Annotated in this window: 15 protein-coding genes; all 15 read left to right on the top strand. The window is 58.0% G+C overall.

What is annotated here, in order from left to right:
- The first annotated feature begins 505 nt into the window (after positions 1–505).
- The 15 genes from Q1A51_RS23405 to Q1A51_RS23335 all read left to right on the top strand — a co-directional run bounded on the left by Q1A51_RS23405 (position 506) and on the right by Q1A51_RS23335 (position 18,426).
- On the top strand, positions 506–1,522 hold the full coding sequence (locus Q1A51_RS23405) for a replication initiation protein (protein WP_299606424.1): 1,017 nt from the start codon (positions 506–508) through the stop codon (positions 1,520–1,522).
- A gap of 9 nt (positions 1,523–1,531) precedes the next feature.
- Complete coding sequence (locus Q1A51_RS23400) at positions 1,532–3,493, top strand: cache domain-containing protein (protein ID WP_299606427.1); 1,962 nt, start codon at positions 1,532–1,534, stop codon at positions 3,491–3,493.
- 368 nt (positions 3,494–3,861) lie between these two features.
- The gene (acs, locus tag Q1A51_RS23395) at positions 3,862–5,835 is read left to right on the top strand and encodes an acetate--CoA ligase (protein WP_299606430.1); all 1,974 of its coding nucleotides are present in this window, start codon (positions 3,862–3,864) and stop codon (positions 5,833–5,835) included.
- A complete protein-coding gene (locus tag Q1A51_RS23390) occupies positions 5,835–6,521 on the top strand; it encodes an adenylate kinase (protein WP_299606433.1) in 687 nt (228 codons plus the stop codon). The genes acs and Q1A51_RS23390 overlap by 1 nt, the downstream gene beginning before the upstream one ends.
- A 259-nt stretch (positions 6,522–6,780) precedes the next feature.
- Positions 6,781–7,065, top strand: coding sequence for a DUF4212 domain-containing protein (locus tag Q1A51_RS23385; RefSeq protein ID WP_299209996.1), 285 nt, complete (start codon positions 6,781–6,783; stop codon positions 7,063–7,065).
- Between the two features lie 5 nt (positions 7,066–7,070).
- Positions 7,071–8,855 carry a sodium:solute symporter family protein gene (locus Q1A51_RS23380; RefSeq protein WP_299606436.1) on the top strand — a complete coding sequence of 595 codons (1,785 nt, stop codon included), beginning with the start codon at positions 7,071–7,073 and terminating at the stop codon, positions 8,853–8,855.
- Positions 8,856–8,960: 105 nt separating this feature from the next.
- Positions 8,961–10,781, top strand: a complete 1,821-nt coding sequence (locus Q1A51_RS23375; protein WP_299606439.1) for a DUF294 nucleotidyltransferase-like domain-containing protein — start codon at positions 8,961–8,963, stop codon at positions 10,779–10,781.
- A 3-nt stretch (positions 10,782–10,784) separates the two neighbouring features.
- Positions 10,785–11,303 (top strand): hypothetical protein, encoded by a 519-nt coding sequence (locus Q1A51_RS23370; protein WP_299606442.1) that lies wholly within the window; start codon positions 10,785–10,787, stop codon positions 11,301–11,303.
- 1 nt (position 11,304) lies between these two features.
- The gene (locus Q1A51_RS23365) at positions 11,305–12,714 is read left to right on the top strand and encodes a 3'-5' exonuclease (RefSeq protein ID WP_299606444.1); all 1,410 of its coding nucleotides are present in this window, start codon (positions 11,305–11,307) and stop codon (positions 12,712–12,714) included.
- Between the two features lie 63 nt (positions 12,715–12,777).
- Entirely contained in the window at positions 12,778–13,047 is a 270-nt protein-coding gene (locus Q1A51_RS23360; RefSeq protein ID WP_299606448.1) for a type II toxin-antitoxin system ParD family antitoxin, read from the top strand.
- Positions 13,031–13,390 carry a type II toxin-antitoxin system RelE/ParE family toxin gene (locus Q1A51_RS23355; RefSeq protein ID WP_299606451.1) on the top strand — a complete coding sequence of 120 codons (360 nt, stop codon included), beginning with the start codon at positions 13,031–13,033 and terminating at the stop codon, positions 13,388–13,390. The genes Q1A51_RS23360 and Q1A51_RS23355 overlap by 17 nt, the downstream gene beginning before the upstream one ends.
- A 94-nt stretch (positions 13,391–13,484) precedes the next feature.
- Complete coding sequence (locus Q1A51_RS24395) at positions 13,485–14,087, top strand: hypothetical protein (RefSeq protein WP_366870337.1); 603 nt, start codon at positions 13,485–13,487, stop codon at positions 14,085–14,087.
- A gap of 167 nt (positions 14,088–14,254) precedes the next feature.
- The gene (locus Q1A51_RS23345) at positions 14,255–15,319 is read left to right on the top strand and encodes a hypothetical protein (protein WP_299606457.1); all 1,065 of its coding nucleotides are present in this window, start codon (positions 14,255–14,257) and stop codon (positions 15,317–15,319) included.
- Positions 15,316–16,830 (top strand): ABC transporter ATP-binding protein, encoded by a 1,515-nt coding sequence (locus Q1A51_RS23340; RefSeq protein ID WP_299606460.1) that lies wholly within the window; start codon positions 15,316–15,318, stop codon positions 16,828–16,830. Before Q1A51_RS23345 ends, Q1A51_RS23340 begins: the two co-directional genes overlap by 4 nt.
- 12 nt (positions 16,831–16,842) lie before the next feature.
- Positions 16,843–18,426 (top strand): HAMP domain-containing sensor histidine kinase, encoded by a 1,584-nt coding sequence (locus Q1A51_RS23335; RefSeq protein ID WP_299606462.1) that lies wholly within the window; start codon positions 16,843–16,845, stop codon positions 18,424–18,426.
- Positions 18,427–18,431: the final 5 nt, after the last annotated feature.

Raw genomic sequence — 18,431 nt, 5'->3', positions numbered from 1 at the left:
TGGTCAGAAATTGAGGGATCATTGCGTTCTGTTCGGAAGTTTAGCGCATCTTAAGCGCGACAGAACCCACTATGTATGTGGTTGGCTTCGGTGAGCCGCCGTTTGCCACAAAACACAATCAAAACCTCAAACAGAAAACACCCCTTTATTCTAATTTCATAGTGTTCAGTGTTCCCGCAGCTCAAAGCGCTGAATTTCATAGGAAAAGAGGCGCTGGGACTTACATTCCGGGGCGGTTCTGCTTACGTCTTGGGACGATAACTCCTACATCTGGGGGAGGCAAAGCTTACGTATCGGGTGGCCTCCAATCCTTACGTTTTGGGTGAGTCTCAGCAGCGACTCAGCCCTTTGATTTTTGGGCGTTATTCGAATCACTTGGCGGGACTGCTGATTCCCTTATGCCCGTTTAACCTTACAAATTGGGTGCCTTCGTTTTCGTGGACGCGTCCCGCGCCTGCTGTTATTCTTACGTCACACTGCCCGTCAGAGGTAAGAGAAGAGCAGCATGGCGGATCGCCCATCTCAAACATACCGGACGATTGACGCCCGGCCAAATGCGCAAAGTCTGGTGAAGCCGGGCGAGCTGGTGGACCTGGTCGAGGTCACGCCGCTGACGCTGGCCGACCGGCGCATCTATAACCAGCTTTTGGAAAACGCGTGGGATGCCATCGAAAAGCCGGTGACCCATGTAATTGCCAAGTCCGATCTGCGTGGGTCGCACAATTCCAATGACAGGGTGGGGGAGTCGGTCGAGCGGCTGATGTCGGCCATCGTCAAGGTGAAGGTCACGCATGAGGGCGAAGATGCTATCGAGCGGGTGCAGCTTCTGGGCGGCAACATCGAAACGACGCGCCGGGATGGTGTGCTAGAATACGAGATCCCGCAGCGGCTGCGGAAGATCATTAAGGACTCGACTGTCTTTGCACGGCTCCAGCGCGAAGTGATGTTTGCCCTCAGCTCCAAATATGCGCTGACCCTTTATGAGATGATCCAGAAGCGCGGGAATCTGCGTTATCGGTCGTCTGAAAAATTTGCGCTTGATGACCTGCGCGGGGTGCTGGGCGTGCCCAAGGGCAAACTGACCTCTTGGTCGAACCTCAAGCTTCGGGCGATTGAACCGGCGGTGGCCGAGGTGAACATGCTTTCGGACTACGTGGTCGAGATTGAGCCGGTGAAGACCGGGCGACGGGTCACACATATCGAGCTCAAGTGGTGGCGCAAGGATGGGGCAGGGACGGCCGAGACGGAGCGTGAGCTGTCCTTTTCCAAGATTGGGCGCAAGGCCCGGATGACCAATACGGCCGAGGACCTGAAGCCCCGGCCTGCGTGGCTTGAGGCCGCGGGTCCGGCGCTGCGCACCGAAACCTATGAAACAGCGCGCCTGCGCTATCCGGGCTATGACATCTACCACGTGGAAAAGGAGTGGCGGTCCTGGTCTGCGGGGAAAGAGCCGCCGCGTGACGCGGACCGCGCTTACCTCGCCTTTTTCCGGAGCTTTGCGGAAAACAACCCGCTGCGCTAGCGTGGACCCATGAACTCCGTTCGTTTCCGTCTGTTGATCCTGGCCCTTGCGCCGATGGTCGTGCTGATGCCGCTGCTCTTGTTTTTGGGCATGACGCGGTGGACGGCGGATTATGACGAGGTGCTGATCGCCAATGTCGAAAGCGATCTGCGGATTGCCGAACAGTACCTGTCACGCTTGATGGTCCAGACAGGGGACGAGTTGCAGGCCGTCGCCGGGTCGGTCGAGTTTGCACAAACGGCCCCATCGGGACGCGATGCATTCTTTGATGATAAGCGCGCGGCGCTTGGTTTGGATTTCCTGTACTTCTTGCCGCGCGCGGACATGACGGATGTCTGGCCTGTCATCCAAAGTGCGGCGCAAGGGCAGGGCCGCACCGAGATCGACATTTTCAGCGGAGAGATGTTGGCCGCAATCTCGCCCGACCTTGCTGAACGTGCGCGTCTCCCGCTGATTGATACAGAAGCCGCCGTGCCGACAGATCGCACGGTCGAGGATCGTGGCATGGTCATCCATTCCGCGATTCCCGTGACCCTGCCGGGGCGCGATGGCGTGCTGGTGGGCGGTATCCTGTTGAACCGCAACCTTGGCTTTATCGATACGATCAATGCACTGGTGTATCAGGACGCTACAGGCGGTGGATCACGGCAGGGGACGGCGACGCTGTTTCTGGAGGACGTGCGCGTGTCTACCAACGTCCGCCTGTTCGAGGATGTGCGCGCGCTCGGCACCCGCGTGTCGGCGGCCGTGCGGGGCAAGGTGCTGGGTGAGGGGCAGACGTGGCTGGACCGCGCATTTGTCGTCAACGACTGGTATATCTCGGGCTATCTGCCGCTGACGGACAGTTTCGGTGACTATGTTGGTATGCTCTATGTCGGATTTCTGGAAGAGCCGTTCACCATAGCCAAGCGCAACGCCTTCCTGGCCATCCTTGGCGCCTTTGTTGCCGTGCTGCTGTTGTCTGCGCCGGTGTTCTTGCGGTTGGCAAAGGGCATCTTTGCCCCGCTTGAACGTATGACCCACACCATGTTTCTGGTGCAGCGGGGCAACCTGTCAGCGCGCAATGGTGAAGAGGGGGGCACGGGTGAGATTGGAGAGGTTGCCGGCCACCTTGATGACCTGCTGGACCAAGTACAGGAGCGGGACCAGGACCTGCGTACCTTGAACGAAGAGTTGAACGTGCGCGTTGAAAGGCGCACGGCCCAGCTACAAAGCGCCAATGAAAAGCTGGAAGAGACGTTTCGCCAACTGGTGATGAGTGAGAAGCTCGCCTCGATTGGTGAGATCACCGCAGGTGTTGCGCACGAGATCAACAACCCGGTGGCCGTCATTCAGGGCAACATGGACGTGATCCGAGAGAGCCTTGGGGAAAACGGTTTCGCCATCCGGACCGAGTTGGGGCTGGTCGATCGCCAGATTGCACGCATTCAGACCATCGTGGGCAAGTTGCTGCAATTCGCACGGCCGGGGGAGTTTGCAGATCTGGAGCAGACTGTGCCGCTGGAGCCGGTGATCACGGATTGTCTTGTGTTGGTCAATCACGTGATCTCGCAGTCGGATATCAAGGTCGAGACGCAGTTTGATGCTGTGCAGGACGTCCGTATTGATCCCGGTGAACTGCAGCAGGTGTTGATCAACCTGATCATGAACGCGGTGCAGGCAATGGGATCGGAGGGGCTGCTGAAATTGCAGACGGAGGATGTTGCGCGTGATGGTGTAGCGGGTGTGTGTGTGATCGTGTCGGATACCGGGCCGGGGATTGCGCCCGATCAAGTCGATGATGTCTTTGCGCCGTTCTACACCACCAAGCAGGCCGAAGGGACCGGGCTGGGCCTGTCGATCTCGCAGACCTTGATCCAACGGGCAGGCGGATTGATCAGTGCGCGCAACCGCACGGGAGGCGGTGCTTGTTTCGAGATTTGGTTGCCCGCCGCGGAACAGGAAACCGACGCTTTGTCGTTCAGTGCGTAGCGCCGAGTCAGGTGTGCACCGGCTACGTGATTCTGGGTATGTGCCTCATACGTCACCGTCGGCTGACAATTTGTCACAGTCAGCACTGTCAACTTGTCTTACGCTAACAGTATACAAACGGATACCGTTCTATTTTTGCGAGAAAATGCTATGCCGCAGAAAAACATGGAAAAATCTGTTCTGATTTAAAAGAGTTTACAAATCGGGTAGTGTCTCAGAACAGAAATTTACAAAAAAACTGTTCAAGACCAGTGCCCAACGCATGATTTTACAAAACCGTGTATGGTCAAATTCGACAGGCGAGTGATGCACGCCCCGGGTGATGAAGCCGATGAAAAGCGGATCTGATCCCAAACCGGAGGAGACACATGAATATTCAAAGCACGCCGAATTCGGCGACCTTCCCCCCATCGGAAGAGACTAAGGCACGCGCCCATTTGGACGCGGAGGGCTATGCCAAGATGTATGCTGCGTCGGTGGATGATGCGGAAGCGTTCTGGGGGGAGCATGGCAAACGGCTGGATTGGATCAAGCCTTATACATCAGTCAAGAATACGTCATTCGAACCCGGCAACATCGACATCCGCTGGTTCGAAGATGGCACGCTGAATGTGGCGGCCAATTGTATCGATCGGCATCTTGAAACACGCGGCGATCAGACGGCGATCATCTGGGAACCGGATGATACGTCCAAGGTAGAGCCGAAACATATTACGTATCGCGACCTGCACAGCTCTGTTTGCAAGATGGCAAACATCCTCGAAGAGCTTGGGGTTCGCAAAGGCGACCGGGTTGTCATTTACCTCCCCATGATCCCGGAAGCCGCTTATGCGATGCTGGCCTGTGCCCGCATCGGCGCCATCCATTCCATTGTCTTTGCCGGTTTCTCCCCGGACGCGCTTGGGGCGCGTATCAACGGTTGTGACGCGAAGGTCGTCATTACCGCCGATTACGCGCCCCGAGGCGGACGAGAGACGCCGCTGAAGTCGAACACCGATGCGGCGCTTCTGCATTGCAAGGACAGCGTGAAGTGTCTGGTGGTGAAGCGGACAGGGGGTCAGACGACCTGGACCGATCGCGACTATGATTACAACGAGATGGCGCTGGAGGCGTCGGACTACGCCGCGCCAGCCGAGATGAATGCCGAAGATCCGTTGTTCATCCTCTACACCTCCGGCTCGACCGGTCAGCCGAAGGGTGTTGTGCACACTTCGGGCGGCTATCTGACTTATGCCGCGATGACCCATCAATACACATTCGATTATCACGAAGGCGACGTGTTCTGGTGCACGGCGGATGTCGGTTGGGTCACCGGCCACAGCTATATCGTCTATGGCCCGCTCGCCAACGGTGCGACCACCATCATGTTTGAGGGTGTGCCGACCTTCCCCGATGCGGGCCGGTTCTGGGACGTGTGTGAACGGCATAAGGTCACGCAGTTCTATACCGCTCCCACGGCCATTCGTGCCCTGATGGGCGCTGGCAATGAATGGGTCGAGAAATACGATTTGTCGTCGCTGCGCCTTTTGGGCTCGGTCGGTGAGCCGATCAACCCCGAGGCGTGGAACTGGTATCACGAGGTGGTCGGCAAGGGGAATTGTCCTATCGTCGATACGTTCTGGCAGACCGAAACCGGTGGTCACATGCTGACACCGCTGCCCGGCGCCACGGACCTGAAACCTGGTTCTGCCCAGCAACCGTTCTTTGGCGTGCAGCCGGTTGTGTTGGACCCGCAAAGCGGGGTGGAACTGGATGGCAACGGCATCGAAGGGGTCTTGTGCATCAAGGACAGCTGGCCCGGTCAGATGCGCACCGTTTGGGGTGATCATGAGCGGTTCGAGAAGACCTACTTCGGGGACTACAAAGGGTACTATTTCTCGGGCGATGGCTGTCGTCGGGATGACGATGGTGACTATTGGATTACGGGTCGTGTGGATGACGTGATCAACGTGTCCGGTCACCGGATGGGCACGGCCGAAGTTGAAAGCGCGCTGGTGGCCCATGCCAAGGTCGCGGAAAGTGCCGTCGTTGGGTATCCACATGAGGTGAAGGGGCAGGGCATCTATGCCTACGTCACCCTGATGAACGGCGAAGAACCCAGCGACGCGCTGCGCAAGGAGCTGGAGGTCTGGGTCCGGACCGAGATTGGTCCAATTGCCAAGCCCGACCTGATCCAATGGGCGCCGGGCTTGCCCAAGACACGATCAGGCAAGATCATGCGCCGCATTCTGCGCAAGATTGCCGAGGATGACTTTGGGGCGTTGGGCGATACCTCGACCCTTGCTGATCCGTCGGTCGTCGAAGATCTGATCGAAAACCGTATGAACCGGAGTGATGTCTGATGGATGGTGCTCAGGTAACGGCCACAGCGCCTGTTTTCATCCTGCTTGGACCGCCCGGAGCAGGGAAGGGGACCCAAGCGCGTATGCTGCAAGACGCCCATGGCTTTGTGCAGCTTTCCACCGGCGATCTGCTGCGGGCCGCTGCGGCTGCGGGCACGGACGCTGGCGAGGCGGCGAAAGCTGTGATGGAAGCGGGCGGGCTGGTGAGCGACGAAATCGTCATTGCCATTCTCAAAGACCGCTTGGGCGATGAGGACTGTGCCCACGGCGTGATCCTTGACGGGTTTCCCCGCACGACCGGGCAGGCTGAAGCGCTGGACGAATTGCTGGCCGAAGCTGGGCAGCACATCAATGCGGCCATCAGCCTTGAGGTTGACGATGCAGCGATGGTCGCCCGTATCTCGGGCCGTTTCACCTGTGGCAACTGTGGTGAAGGCTATCATGACGTGCACAAGCCTACGGCTGTGTTGGGCACCTGTGACAAATGCGGGAGTACCCATATGAAACGCCGGGCCGATGACAATGCCGAAACGGTCGCCCAACGGCTGACCGAGTATCACAAACAGACAGCGCCGCTGATTGCCTATTACGAGGGCAAGGGCGTGCTGCAATCCCTGGATGCGATGGGAGAGATCGACGCAATCGCGGCGACCCTTTCGGGGATGGTGCGGGAGGCTGAGGGCTGACGCCCAAACCCGCCTGACGAAACTGCAAAACGCGGCTGTGTGTGTGGCCGTGGCTGCGCCCCGCGAGGGCGCAGATGGGTCCCCGTGTGCTTGGGTGCCGGGAAAGATCGCTGTGCCTGCCTTGATCTGGGTCATCGCTGACGGCCCCAAGGTGCAGCACAGTGACTGAAATTTCGAAGGCAACCCGCAACATCATTTGGGTGCCATAGACCAAAGGGGCCACGCGCGCCCCGCAACGGAAACGATAGGAGGAGCTACGATGTCGGAGGAAACGACAAACATTGCTCAAGTCACGGAGAGGGACAAAGGCTATTGGGCGGCCAATGTCCGGATGATCTTAATTTCGCTGGTGATCTGGGCCCTTGTGTCCTTTGGCTTTGGCATCGTCCTCAGGCCAGTCCTGAGCGGAATTTCCGTGGGTGGCACGGACCTGGGCTTTTGGTTTGCGCAGCAGGGTTCGATCATCGTCTTTCTGGTGCTGATCTTTTTCTACGCTTGGCGGATGAACAGGCTCGATAAGCAATACGGCGTGGACGAGGAGTAAGAACGATGGACCAGTTTACACTCAACCTGCTGTTTGTGGGCGCGTCCTTTGCGCTTTACATCGGCATCGCTGTCTGGGCCCGCGCGGGCTCGACCAGCGAATTCTACGCTGCCGGTCGCGGCGTGCATCCTGTCACCAACGGGATGGCCACTGCAGCCGACTGGATGTCGGCCGCGTCGTTCATCTCGATGGCGGGTCTGATTGCCTTTACCGGCTACGATAATTCATCCTACCTCATGGGTTGGACGGGCGGTTATGTCCTGCTCGCACTGCTTCTCGCGCCTTATCTGCGGAAGTTTGGCAAGTTCACGGTGTCCGAGTTCATCGGCGATCGTTTCTATAGCTCATCGGCCCGCATGGTGGCCGTGATCTGCCTGCTGGTGGCGTCGATCACCTATGTGATCGGTCAGATGCAAGGCGTCGGCATCGCCTTTGGTCGCTTCCTTGAGATTGATGCGACATGGGGGCTGCTGATCGGGTCTTGCGTGGTGTTTGCCTATGCCGTGTTTGGCGGCATGAAAGGTGTGACGTACACGCAGGTGGCGCAGTACTGCGTTCTGATCACTGCCTATACCATTCCGGCGGTTTTCATCTCGCTGCAACTGACGGGCGACCCAATCCCCGCGTTGGGTCTGTTTGGATCGACTGAAAGTGGTGAGCCGCTACTGGCCAAGCTCGACCAGATCGTGACTGATCTTGGCTTTGCCGAGTACACGGCGGCCCATGGATCTACTCTGAACATGGTGCTTTTCACCTTGTCCCTGATGATCGGGACGGCGGGTCTGCCTCACGTGATCATGCGCTTCTTTACGGTGCCCAAGGTGTCGGATGCGCGTTGGTCCGCTGGTTGGACGTTGGTGTTCATTGCTCTGCTGTACCTGACGGCTCCTGCCGTGGGTGCCATGGCACGGCTGAACATCTCTGAGCTGATGTGGCCCAATGGGATTGACAGTGCTGCGGTGAGTGTTGAGCAGATCGACAGTGACCCGGAATATGCCTGGATGGAGACATGGCAGCAGACTGGTCTTCTGGATTGGGAAGACAAGAACGGCGACGGTCTGATCCAGTACTACAACGACGAAAACGCTGATCTGCAGGCCAAGGCGGCCGAGAACGGATGGGTGGGCAACGAGTTGACTAAGTTCAACCGGGATATTCTGGTGCTGGCGAACCCAGAGATTGCGTCCCTTCCGGGTTGGGTGATCGGCCTTGTGGCCGCGGGTGGCCTTGCGGCGGCTCTGTCCACGGCGGCAGGTCTGCTTCTGGCGATCTCTTCCGCGGTGTCCCACGACCTGTTGAAGGGTCAGCTGACGCCGAACATGTCAGAGAAGTCCGAGCTGCTTGCGGCCCGTATTTCAATGGCGGCGGCGATTGTGGTGGCCGTGATCCTGGGCTTGAACCCGCCGGGCTTTGCGGCCCAGACGGTGGCGCTGGCCTTTGGTCTGGCAGCGGCGTCGATCTTCCCTGCGCTGATGATGGGCATCTTCTCGACCCGCATCAACAATGTGGGGGCTGTGGCTGGCATGCTGGCCGGTCTGGTTGTGACCTTGCTCTATATCTTCTTGCACAAGGGTTGGTTCTTTATCCCGGACACCAACATGTTCACGGATGACAATCCACTGTTGGGGCCGATCAAGTCGACATCGTTCGGCGCGATCGGGGCCATGGTCAACTTCGCCACAGCGTACGTGGTGTCCGGCATGACCAAGGAAACCCCGCAAGAGATCAAGGACCTGGTGGAAAGCGTGCGTATCCCCCGCGGGGCGGGTACCGCAGCCGCGGACCACTAAGGCCCTCGGGCGCATCGCAGTCTCTCTTCCCTGCGATGCGCCTTTTGATCCTGAACCTGTCCGCGATCCTCGTGGGCAGGTTTTTGTCCTTCGCAGGGTGATGTGATGCCTCTTGAGACTGAACACGCGCAATTCCTGGCCTCGGTCCATCCTTATGACGCGCTGAGCGCGGATGATCTGAAGAAACTGGTTGGTCGATGCACGGTCGAGACATTTGCCGACGGCGTGCCCGTGTTTCAGGTCGGGGACGCGATCCGGTATCTTTATGTCATCGTTGCAGGCGAGGTTGAGGTCACGGATGAGACGGATGTGCAATTGTCCCTATTGGGCCCGCGCAACTCATTTGGTGAACGCGCTTTGCTGCGAGGTGGCCCATCACAGCGCACGGCTGTCGCGATTGGTCAGACAACGCTGATCCTGGTACCGGCCCAGGTGTTGCACGAATTGATCCGTGAGCATCCCAAGGTGGCACGGTTCTTTGATCGTCGTCGTCCGGCGCAGGCGGCGGCAAAGGATTTGACGGTTTTACCCGTTGATCAGTTGATGACCCGTGATCCGGTCACATGCCTGCCGGATGATACGATCCGTGCGGCGGCGCAGCAGATGGCACAGCACCATATCTCATCCATCTGTGTGGCGGGGTCGGAGTGTTTTCAGGGGATCGTCACGGTCCGCGACATGAATGCCAAGGTTGTTGCCGGTGGTGTGGCTTCTGGTCAGGCTGTGTCCACAATCATGACGCCCGATCCCCTGACCCTGCCGCCAAGTGCGTTGGGCATGGATGTGCTGCACATGATGATGGAACGGTGCATTGGCCACGTGCCTATTGTCGAAGATGGGCAGCTGTTGGGCATTGTCACTCAGACAGACTTGACACGGTTTCAAGCGTTGTCCTCTGCCGATCTGGTGCGCCGTGTGGCCGAGGCGGACGATGCGTCTGTCATGGCACGTGTCACGGCCGAGATCCCGGCGCTGTTGGCACAGTTGGTGAACATGGGGACTCGGCACGATGTTGTCACGCGTCTGATCACCGATATCGCCGATACCGTGACCCGGCGCTTGCTGTCTTTAGCTGAGGCAGAGTTGGGTGCCCCGCCTGTGCCGTATCTGTGGCTGGCCTGTGGATCGCAGGGGCGGCGGGAGCAGGCGGGTGTGTCGGATCAGGACAATTGCCTGATCTTGTCCGATGACGCGACGGATGCGGACTTGCCCTATTTTGCGAAACTGGCGCGGATTGTTTGCGATGGGCTCAATACCTGTGGCTATGTTTATTGCCCCGGCGACATGATGGCGACCAACCCGCGTTGGTGTCAGCCGTTGTCTGTCTGGCGCGCGTACTTTACCGGTTGGATCGCCAAACCCAATCCCGAGGCGCAGATGCTGGCCTCGGTCATGTTCGATCTGCGGCCTATCGGCGGAGACGAAAGCCTGTTTGACGACCTGCAGGCCGAGACGTTGGCGAAGGCGTCGCGCAACTCGATTTTTGTGGCGCACCTGATTGCCAACTCGCTCAAGCATTACCCACCTTTGGGGATGCTGCGTGGGCTGGCGACCATCCGGTCGGGAGAGCATCGCAATCGGTTGGACCTGAAGCACAATGGTGTGGTGCCGGTCGTTGATCTGGGCCGGGTTTACGCCTTGCAGGGGCAGCTAACAGCAGTGAACACCCGGGCGCGGATCGAAGCGGCAATGGCCGCAGGCGGGCTATCTGCCACGGGTGGCGCCGACCTGCTGGACGCCTATGATCTGATCGCCACTGCGCGGCTGGAACATCAGGCCGCACAGGTGAAGGCGGGGCAGGGGCCAGACAACTACTTGTCGCCTGCGACCCTCTCGGATTTCGAGCGCAGTCACTTGCGGGACGCGTTCGTGGTGGTCAAAACCATGCAGTCAGCCATCGGTACGGGTAAGGGAGCGTTGGGATAGGCCATGTTTGTTGAATTGATCGCCACCATCTTTGCCGGGATCGGCTGTGCAGGCATTGTCATGGTGTTGAACATCGCATTGAACAAGCGCCTGCCCAAATGGTTGATGCCTGTCGCGGCGGGTGCCGGGATGATCGGTATGACCATTTCCAACGAATACACGTGGTTCGGACGCACGGCAGAGCGGCTGCCCGCAGGTGTAGAGATCGCGATGACGGTGGATGAGCAGAGCTGGCTGCGACCCTGGACGCAAGCCTACCCGTATACAAAACGGTTTGTGGCGGTGGACATGGCGACCCTGCGCCGGAACGATGCGCAGCCGGATCAGCGGTTGGTTGATTTGTATTTCTTTGGCCGTTGGTCGCCGGTGAACCAGACACCCATGTTGCTCGACTGTGCCAAAGCGCAGTCGGCCATTTTAATCGACGGCGCAGATTTTTCGACCGATGGTGCGGTTGTCGATGCAGACTGGCAGGCGATGCCCGGCGATGATCCAATCCTGACGATGGTGTGCGAGACCTGACATGTTGACGCGCCTTTCCCTGCGCTTGCGCATTTTCCTGTTTTTCTGCCTTGTGGCGGCAGGCGGGGCAGGGCTGGCGGCAGGGGCGCTGTACTTTGGATGGGTGCGCGCCGAGCCCACATTGCCGACCGGACCATTCGTGACGGCCTTTGTTGTCTTCGCATTTCTCAACACCGGGTTGGCTGTCGTGATCTGGCTTTTGTTCGATGAGAATGTTGCCAAGCCGATCAACACGCTTGCTGCCAACTTGAGGCTGCGGGCACATTCAGGTGTTGAGGGAGAGTTGGATGTGGATGCGGCTCGTTACCTTGGGGATCTTGCTCCGGCTGCGCAGGCCGTATCGCACACGCTTAGCTCAAGCGTCATGGACACAGCATCCGCCGTGGCGCACAAGACTGCGCGACTGCAGGCAGAGGCCGAACGTCTGACCGCTCTCTTGACCGAGATTCCGGTTGCCACGATCATGGTGAACGAGCGTATGGGGATCGTCCTGTACGACGGGCAGGCAGCGGACATCTTGTCTGGCATTGCGCCCCCGCGCCTCAAAGCACCTTTGGTTGACTACTTCTATGCGGCTGATCTGGGGCGGGCGAAGTCCACGCTGAACCAGATGGGGGGCGAGGTGGCCTTTGACCTACGGGACAAGGACGCAACAACGACATTTATGGCGAAGCTGAAGCCGCTGGATGGGGCAGGGTACATGCTGCTGATCGACATGCCCGAGGTGCCCTTGAAGCCCGAGGCGGCGCGCCCGCTGGTCTATGACTTTGATCTCTTGAATGCCGGTGACGGCGTAGACATGCAGGGCACGGCGTTGTCCGAGCTGTGTTTTGTGGCGTTTGATTCCGAAACAACGGGTCTGTCCACTGACAAGGACGACGTGGTGCAGTTGGGGGCGGTACGTGTTTTGAACGGACGGATTGTCGAAGGCGAAGTGCTTGACAGTTATGTCGATCCTGGCCGTCCGATACCCCCTGCATCGACGGCGGTGCACCGTGTGTCGGATGCCCATGTCGTAGGGGCGCCAGATTTCGCCACGGCGGGCCGTGCGTTGCATGGGTTCTGCCATGATGCGGTTCTGGTCGCGCATAACGCCCCATTTGATCTGGCGTTTTTGCGCCGTGCCGAGGGAGGGATGGGTGTGACATGGGATCATCCCGTTCTGGACACCGTCCTTTTGTCCGCGATTGTCTTCGGTACGACCGAAGAACACACGCTGGATGCGCTATGTGACCGCCTTGAGATCATCATACCGTCCGAACAGCGGCACACAGCCTTGGGGGATGCGCAAGTGACTGCGGAAGCATTGGTCAAGCTGATCCCGCTTCTGGAAGGAAAAGGGCTGCGCAGGCTTTCGGATGTGATTGCAGAAAGCAAAAAGCATGGAAGGCTGCTGCAGGATTTGAACTGATGCATCTCTTGCGTCGGACCATTTTGCCCCTTTATACTACTGAGTAGCAATGGGAGACATGCCATGTCTGTGAAAGCCTCTGTATCGATCACGGATCAACAGGATGAGTTTACCCGCCGATTGGTTGCGGATGGGCAATATGCCAGCGTTAGCGCGGTTGTGCAGCGCGGTCTTGAACTCGTCCGGTCCGAGAAAGAGCGTGAAGCGGCAGAGTTGGCCGCGCTACAGGCCTTTTTCGCCGAGCGGGCGGCAGGCCCATTTGTGGCGGCGGATGAGGGACGCGCCCGAACCGAAGGTATGATCGCGGCCAAAACTCGTGCACACAGGGTTTAAGGTACTCCGCAGCGCAGCTTGTGACGCGGATATCGAAGTCATCTTTGATCATCTGTTCCAATCATACCGCGATCTTGGCGAGCCGATTGATGATGCTTTAAATCATGCGGCCAGTCGCGTGCGCGGTGTCGAGGATGCACTAGCCGGTCTGGGCGATGTTCCGTTCCAGGGCACGCTGGTGCCGCAGATCATGGATGGGCTGCGGCATGTGACCAAGGATAGCGCCGTTTTCTACTTTATTTCGGACGCGGAACGGATGGAGGTGCGCGTTCTGGGTATCTTTTTTGGTGGTCAGAACCATCGGTCGCACATCCTGCAACGGATTGTGAAAAACAGCCTGTAAGCTTAATTATGTTAATTTTATAAGCAGTCAGCACCTTGATTTCGCATAGAGTTGCGGAAGATCGCCTGATTGTATCCAGGATGTAGGGCATCGGATGCTGTTCATCTGGCGTTCATCTTTGGTAGTGGCTAACGTTCATCCACACATGCAACTTACTACTGCTTTTGGGGCATACCCTGCATGTAACGCGGGTAGTATCGGGCATAGAATGGTGTACAGAACCAGCAAGCACGCAGATGGCGGTCACGCCATTGCTGCGGCGGACGTATCGGTTCGCCCGCGCAGGCTTCCAAAGAGCCTGCTCTTTGCGCTTGTTGTCAGTTTCGCATCGTCTTCGGCGGCACTTTGTCAATCAGCGAGTTTCCGATCTGTGGACACTAATTCCGACGGAATGCTCAGCTTTGATGAATTGGTGGCGGCCTTTGGGCGCGACGGCGCCAGACAGCTGATGCGAACCAATGACCACAACGGTGACAACAGAATCACCATTGGTGAGATTCGCAGAGGCGCGCGCGACGAACCCGAAGAGGGAACAAGCCGCCGTGGTTCGGATGCCGACGACAACGATGATGACGACGACGATGATGATCGGGATGAAAGAGACGATAATGATGACAATGGCAGCGGCAGCGACGGAGGAGGTGGAGACGGCGGCGGTGATGATGGAGGTGGAGACGATGGTGACAATGATGACTAGGGTGAGAATCCCCCAGCCATTGATTGCGGATACGCTGATCCGGTGAACGCCACCGTTCATCTTGCGTTCATCCACATTTCCGGCAGCGGTTCATTTGTCTGCCGGACAGCCATCATCCGGGTCGGCGAAACAAAGGTCATTCAAACGCTACACTACGGAGCAAACCAATGACCAAGATTTATCCTTTGACCCCCGCCCTCTGCGAGATCGCGAAATGGGCGTTCACAACACGGCGCGTTGATCGCAGCGACGTCCGGGGTCTGTCCGTCAGTTTTCAGACAGCCAAGGCCGGTGATCTGATGCTGTGCGAAATCGTCGAAATCGGCCAACACAAAAAAATGCAACTGGCAGAGCGACGTGTTTCGCTAAGCTATCCCGGAGATCTGGTCGTCGTGTGTCTGGGTGACCGTTATGCGCCTGATCAGTTCCTGGCGAGTGCCATCATCGACGACGATCTGATCGACTTGGTTGCGGGCGGCGGTGTTGCCGGGCGCATTGATGCAGCGCATGACTTTATGGACGATGCCACCCGGTTGAAGCCTTTGGGTCTTTTAACCGGCGAACACGGTCGTGTGATGAATGTCGCGGACTATGCACTGCCGCCTCTGCCAGCCAATGACCGCGTGACGGTGATTGGGGTTTTCGGTGCCTCGATGAACTCGGGTAAGACCACCGCCGCCTCAAGCCTCGCCCATGGGCTTATGCGGTCCGGGTATTCGGTGGCAGGTGTCAAAGCCACCGGTACGGGTGCCTTTGGTGACTTCAACAGTTTTGAGGATGGTGGTGCCCCTGCGCTCGACTTTACCGACGTTGGCATGGCGACCACCTTCCGTAGGCCGCTTGAGCAGATCGAACAGGGTTTTGACACGCTGGTCAGTACGGCAGCCGCGCGCGGTGCCGAAGTGATTGTTGTCGAAATTGCGGACGGTGTGTTTCAGCAGGAAACGCGTGACATCCTGAAGGCCTCGCATATCCGCGATCGTCTGGATGGTATCCTATTTGCTGCCCCCGATGCGCTGAGTGCACTGGGTGGCGTGATGGTACTTGAACGCCTGCAGCTTACGCCATTTGCAATATCGGGAATGGTGAGCTGCTCTCCGCTTGCAACCGCAGAAGCGGCTGAGGTAACCGGCTTGCCCATTCTGTCACGCGAAGATCTTTGGTCGCCTGAGGCGATTGCGCTGCATGTCGCACCATTGATGCGCCGGGACCATCAAGGTGTGGCGGCATGACCCCCCTGCCCTCAATTGCCACTCAGGACCGCGTCATCGATGCGGTCCTGATCATATCGTGCGCCATTGTTCAGGCGATCGCGCTTGCCGTGGGTGCTTTTGCAACACGGGATGCTTTCATGGCGCTTCATTCACAGCAGTCATTGCCCATGCAAACAGTTGCTGAATTAGGGGTCGCCGGACTGGTTGCAGCGTTGTGCCATTTGTTTGCACGCAGGCGTGCTGAGGCTTTGGGGCAGAGCTATGCGATTGCGCTTCGCCGGACACTCTATTCCCAGATCGCCCGCCTTCCGAAAGCGCGTCACGAGGAGCGTCGGGTTGGCGCGTTGTCCCTTCGCTTTGTTGGTGACCTGGCTGCTGCCCGCCTTTGGTTCGGACGCGGTTTGCCTGATGTATTGTCTGCCATAGTTGTCTTGCCCGGTGCCATGTGGATCTTGTTCAGCCTCAATCCCACCCTTGCCGGAACAGGGCTTGTCCCCCTTGGCGTTGCGTTGGCGATCATGTGCATCACAGCCTGGCATCTGGAACAGCGACACCGCAAGCTGAGAAAGCGTCGTGCCAATATTGCTATTTCGATGATCGAACGCATTGCGATTGCCCCCGAACTGGATCTTATGGGACGCACAAACAAGGAGCTGCGCGCCCTTGATGAGAAGGGTGCCGCTTTGAAAGGTGATGCGGTGTCTCGCCGTGGGCGGACCGCTGGTCTCCAAACCTTGCTTAAGGTCGGGACGGCATTGTCCGGGCTTCTCATGCTTTGGCTGGCCGGTCAGAATGGTCTTGCACCCGCAACTGCCGCGGCATGCATGTCGGTCCTCGCCATTGTTGCGCTGCCGCTGCAGGACCTTGCCGCATCTTGGGACCGCTATTGCGCGTGGCGTGTCGCACGGGAAAAGGCACAAAGGTTGTTGGACGAACCGACAGTCAAACGGCGGTCAAAACCCAAGAGCGAGCCGATCTCAGTCACTTTGGAAGGCCAGGTAGACGGACAGCCTGTCAGTTTCTCTGCTGGTGCTGGAAAGATCACTCATTTGAGAGGCTCGTATGCCCGCCTGTGCGCGCGCGTGATCGCCGGTCTGGATACGCACGGCGCGGTCGATCTCCGTTTTGGCAGTCAAACACGTTCGCCAAAGATCAGCTACATCGGTGACGAGCATGTCGGTCTGCAAGGTAGCCTGAGAAGGTCCGTAACCCTTGGTGCACCAAAGCGCCCAACGGACGGCGTGATCCAACAAGCCCTTGCTGCATTTGACTTGAATGAGGTGTTGCGTGCACCCGACGGCCTTGATCAACGCCTTGCAGAGAATGGAAGGAACCTGACCGCTGCGCAAACGTTGCGCTTGGACCTTGCGCGCGCGGTCCTTGCGCAGGCTGATGTCATCATCATTTCATCTCTACGCTGGGCCGCAGACCCGGACCGGGACATGCTTCTGGACACGCTGCGACACCTGACCCGGGCAACCGTTATACTCGCGGAGCCAACAAACACTTGCACTGCTACTTCGTACTGAAGGGACTATCAGATGCGCTCTACCACCCTTTTTGGCGTATACGCCGCCGTTATTGTTTTACTCTTGGGCGCATTTGCCGGCCTGACGCTTTACAGTGTGGAAAAAGCGCGCTGGTGGGATGCACGCACACAATTGGCTCAGGAATCTCGAGCCCTTCACCTGCGGCTTGAGGCCGATGTCTATCGGTTGTTCAAACAACATGGCGACGCGCTTCTGATTGGCAATCGCGATGGCGGTGAACTGGAAACGGAACTGCGTGAGAAAATTGCCAAAACTCTTGTCGAGATTCGGAAAACCATCGGGCGGGAAATCCAATTGATTGGAGACGAGGAGATCGAGGAACTCGATCTTCTGAATGAAATTGAAGAGGAAATACAGTCGATCAATGCGGCCATCGCGACTCTGACGGAGTCGGGTGATCCAGTTGAAACCTTCCTACAGATCGAACGTTTGGCGGCCTTGCTGGATGACGACATCGATATTGAACTGGACCGCAAGATACAGGCCGCAGTCGATGAAGAGTTGGAGGAAGTACAGGAGGTTCTGGCAGATGCCGATGCCTTCCGCACGTGGAATGAGCGGTTTGTATATGGTCTGCTCTTTGTGCTGATTGGTTTGCTGATCGTCGGTGCAGTTTCATTCAATGGTCAGATCCGGCTGCCACTCATTCGTTTGCAACAGAGTATCAATCGACTGCGCAATGCGGATTATTCCGGATCTGTCCAGCTGGGGGGCAGCCGTGAATTTCGTGAACTGGGCGTCATCCTGAACAGTATGGGTGAGGCTGTGGCGAAACGGGAGGCCAGCCGTGCGGAACAGAAAGCACAGCTCGAGGAACTGGTCGCCGCGCGTACGGCCGAACTTCAGAAGATGATCGATAAGCTGGAGTTGGGTGAAGAAAACCGAAAACGGTTGATGGCTGACATAAGCCACGAACTTCGCACACCGCTTGCCATTATTCTGGGTGAGGCTGATGTTACACTGCGTACATCCAGCGGTCTGAGTGACGACGTGTCTGATACACTTGCCCGTATCCGGGAATCTGCAAAGCACACGAACCAGATCGTGGACGATATGCTGACCGTTGCGCGCCATGAGGCGGGTCAGTTGCGTCTCGATCTTGCCGAGACTGATCTGAGAAAAGTTATTCATGATGCGGTGTTGATGTTCCCCGGTTCGGTTCAGATCAACGAAGGCGATCAACCGGTGTCGGCATCTGTCGATCCTGTTCGGCTACGCCAGTCTATCCTTGCCCTTTTGCAGAACGCCCGGCGGTACGGCGGACCGTCAATTTCCGTTTCACTGGAGGATGGTACAAAGAATTATAGGATAGCGGTCGAGGATGATGGCCCAGGCCTTGATCCCGCCGAGAAAGAGCGGGCCTTCAACCGGTTCTTCCGTGGATCCAATGCATCCGGTCAAGGGATTGAGGGCAGCGGCTTGGGCCTTCCAGTCGTCAAGTCCATCGTCGAAGCGCATGGCGGCAAGGTGGATCTTGCGGATCGGTCAGGCGGTGGGTTGCGGGTTGTCATTGCGCTGCCAAAACAGCCCCGACCTCGCGAAGTGACTGCCCAAACTTCGCGCAATTCCGCCTAAACACG

The organism is uncultured Tateyamaria sp., assembly GCF_947496075.1.
Taxonomy (GTDB): Bacteria; Pseudomonadota; Alphaproteobacteria; order Rhodobacterales; family Rhodobacteraceae; genus Tateyamaria.
This window is presented reverse-complemented; position numbering and strand designations above follow the sequence as displayed.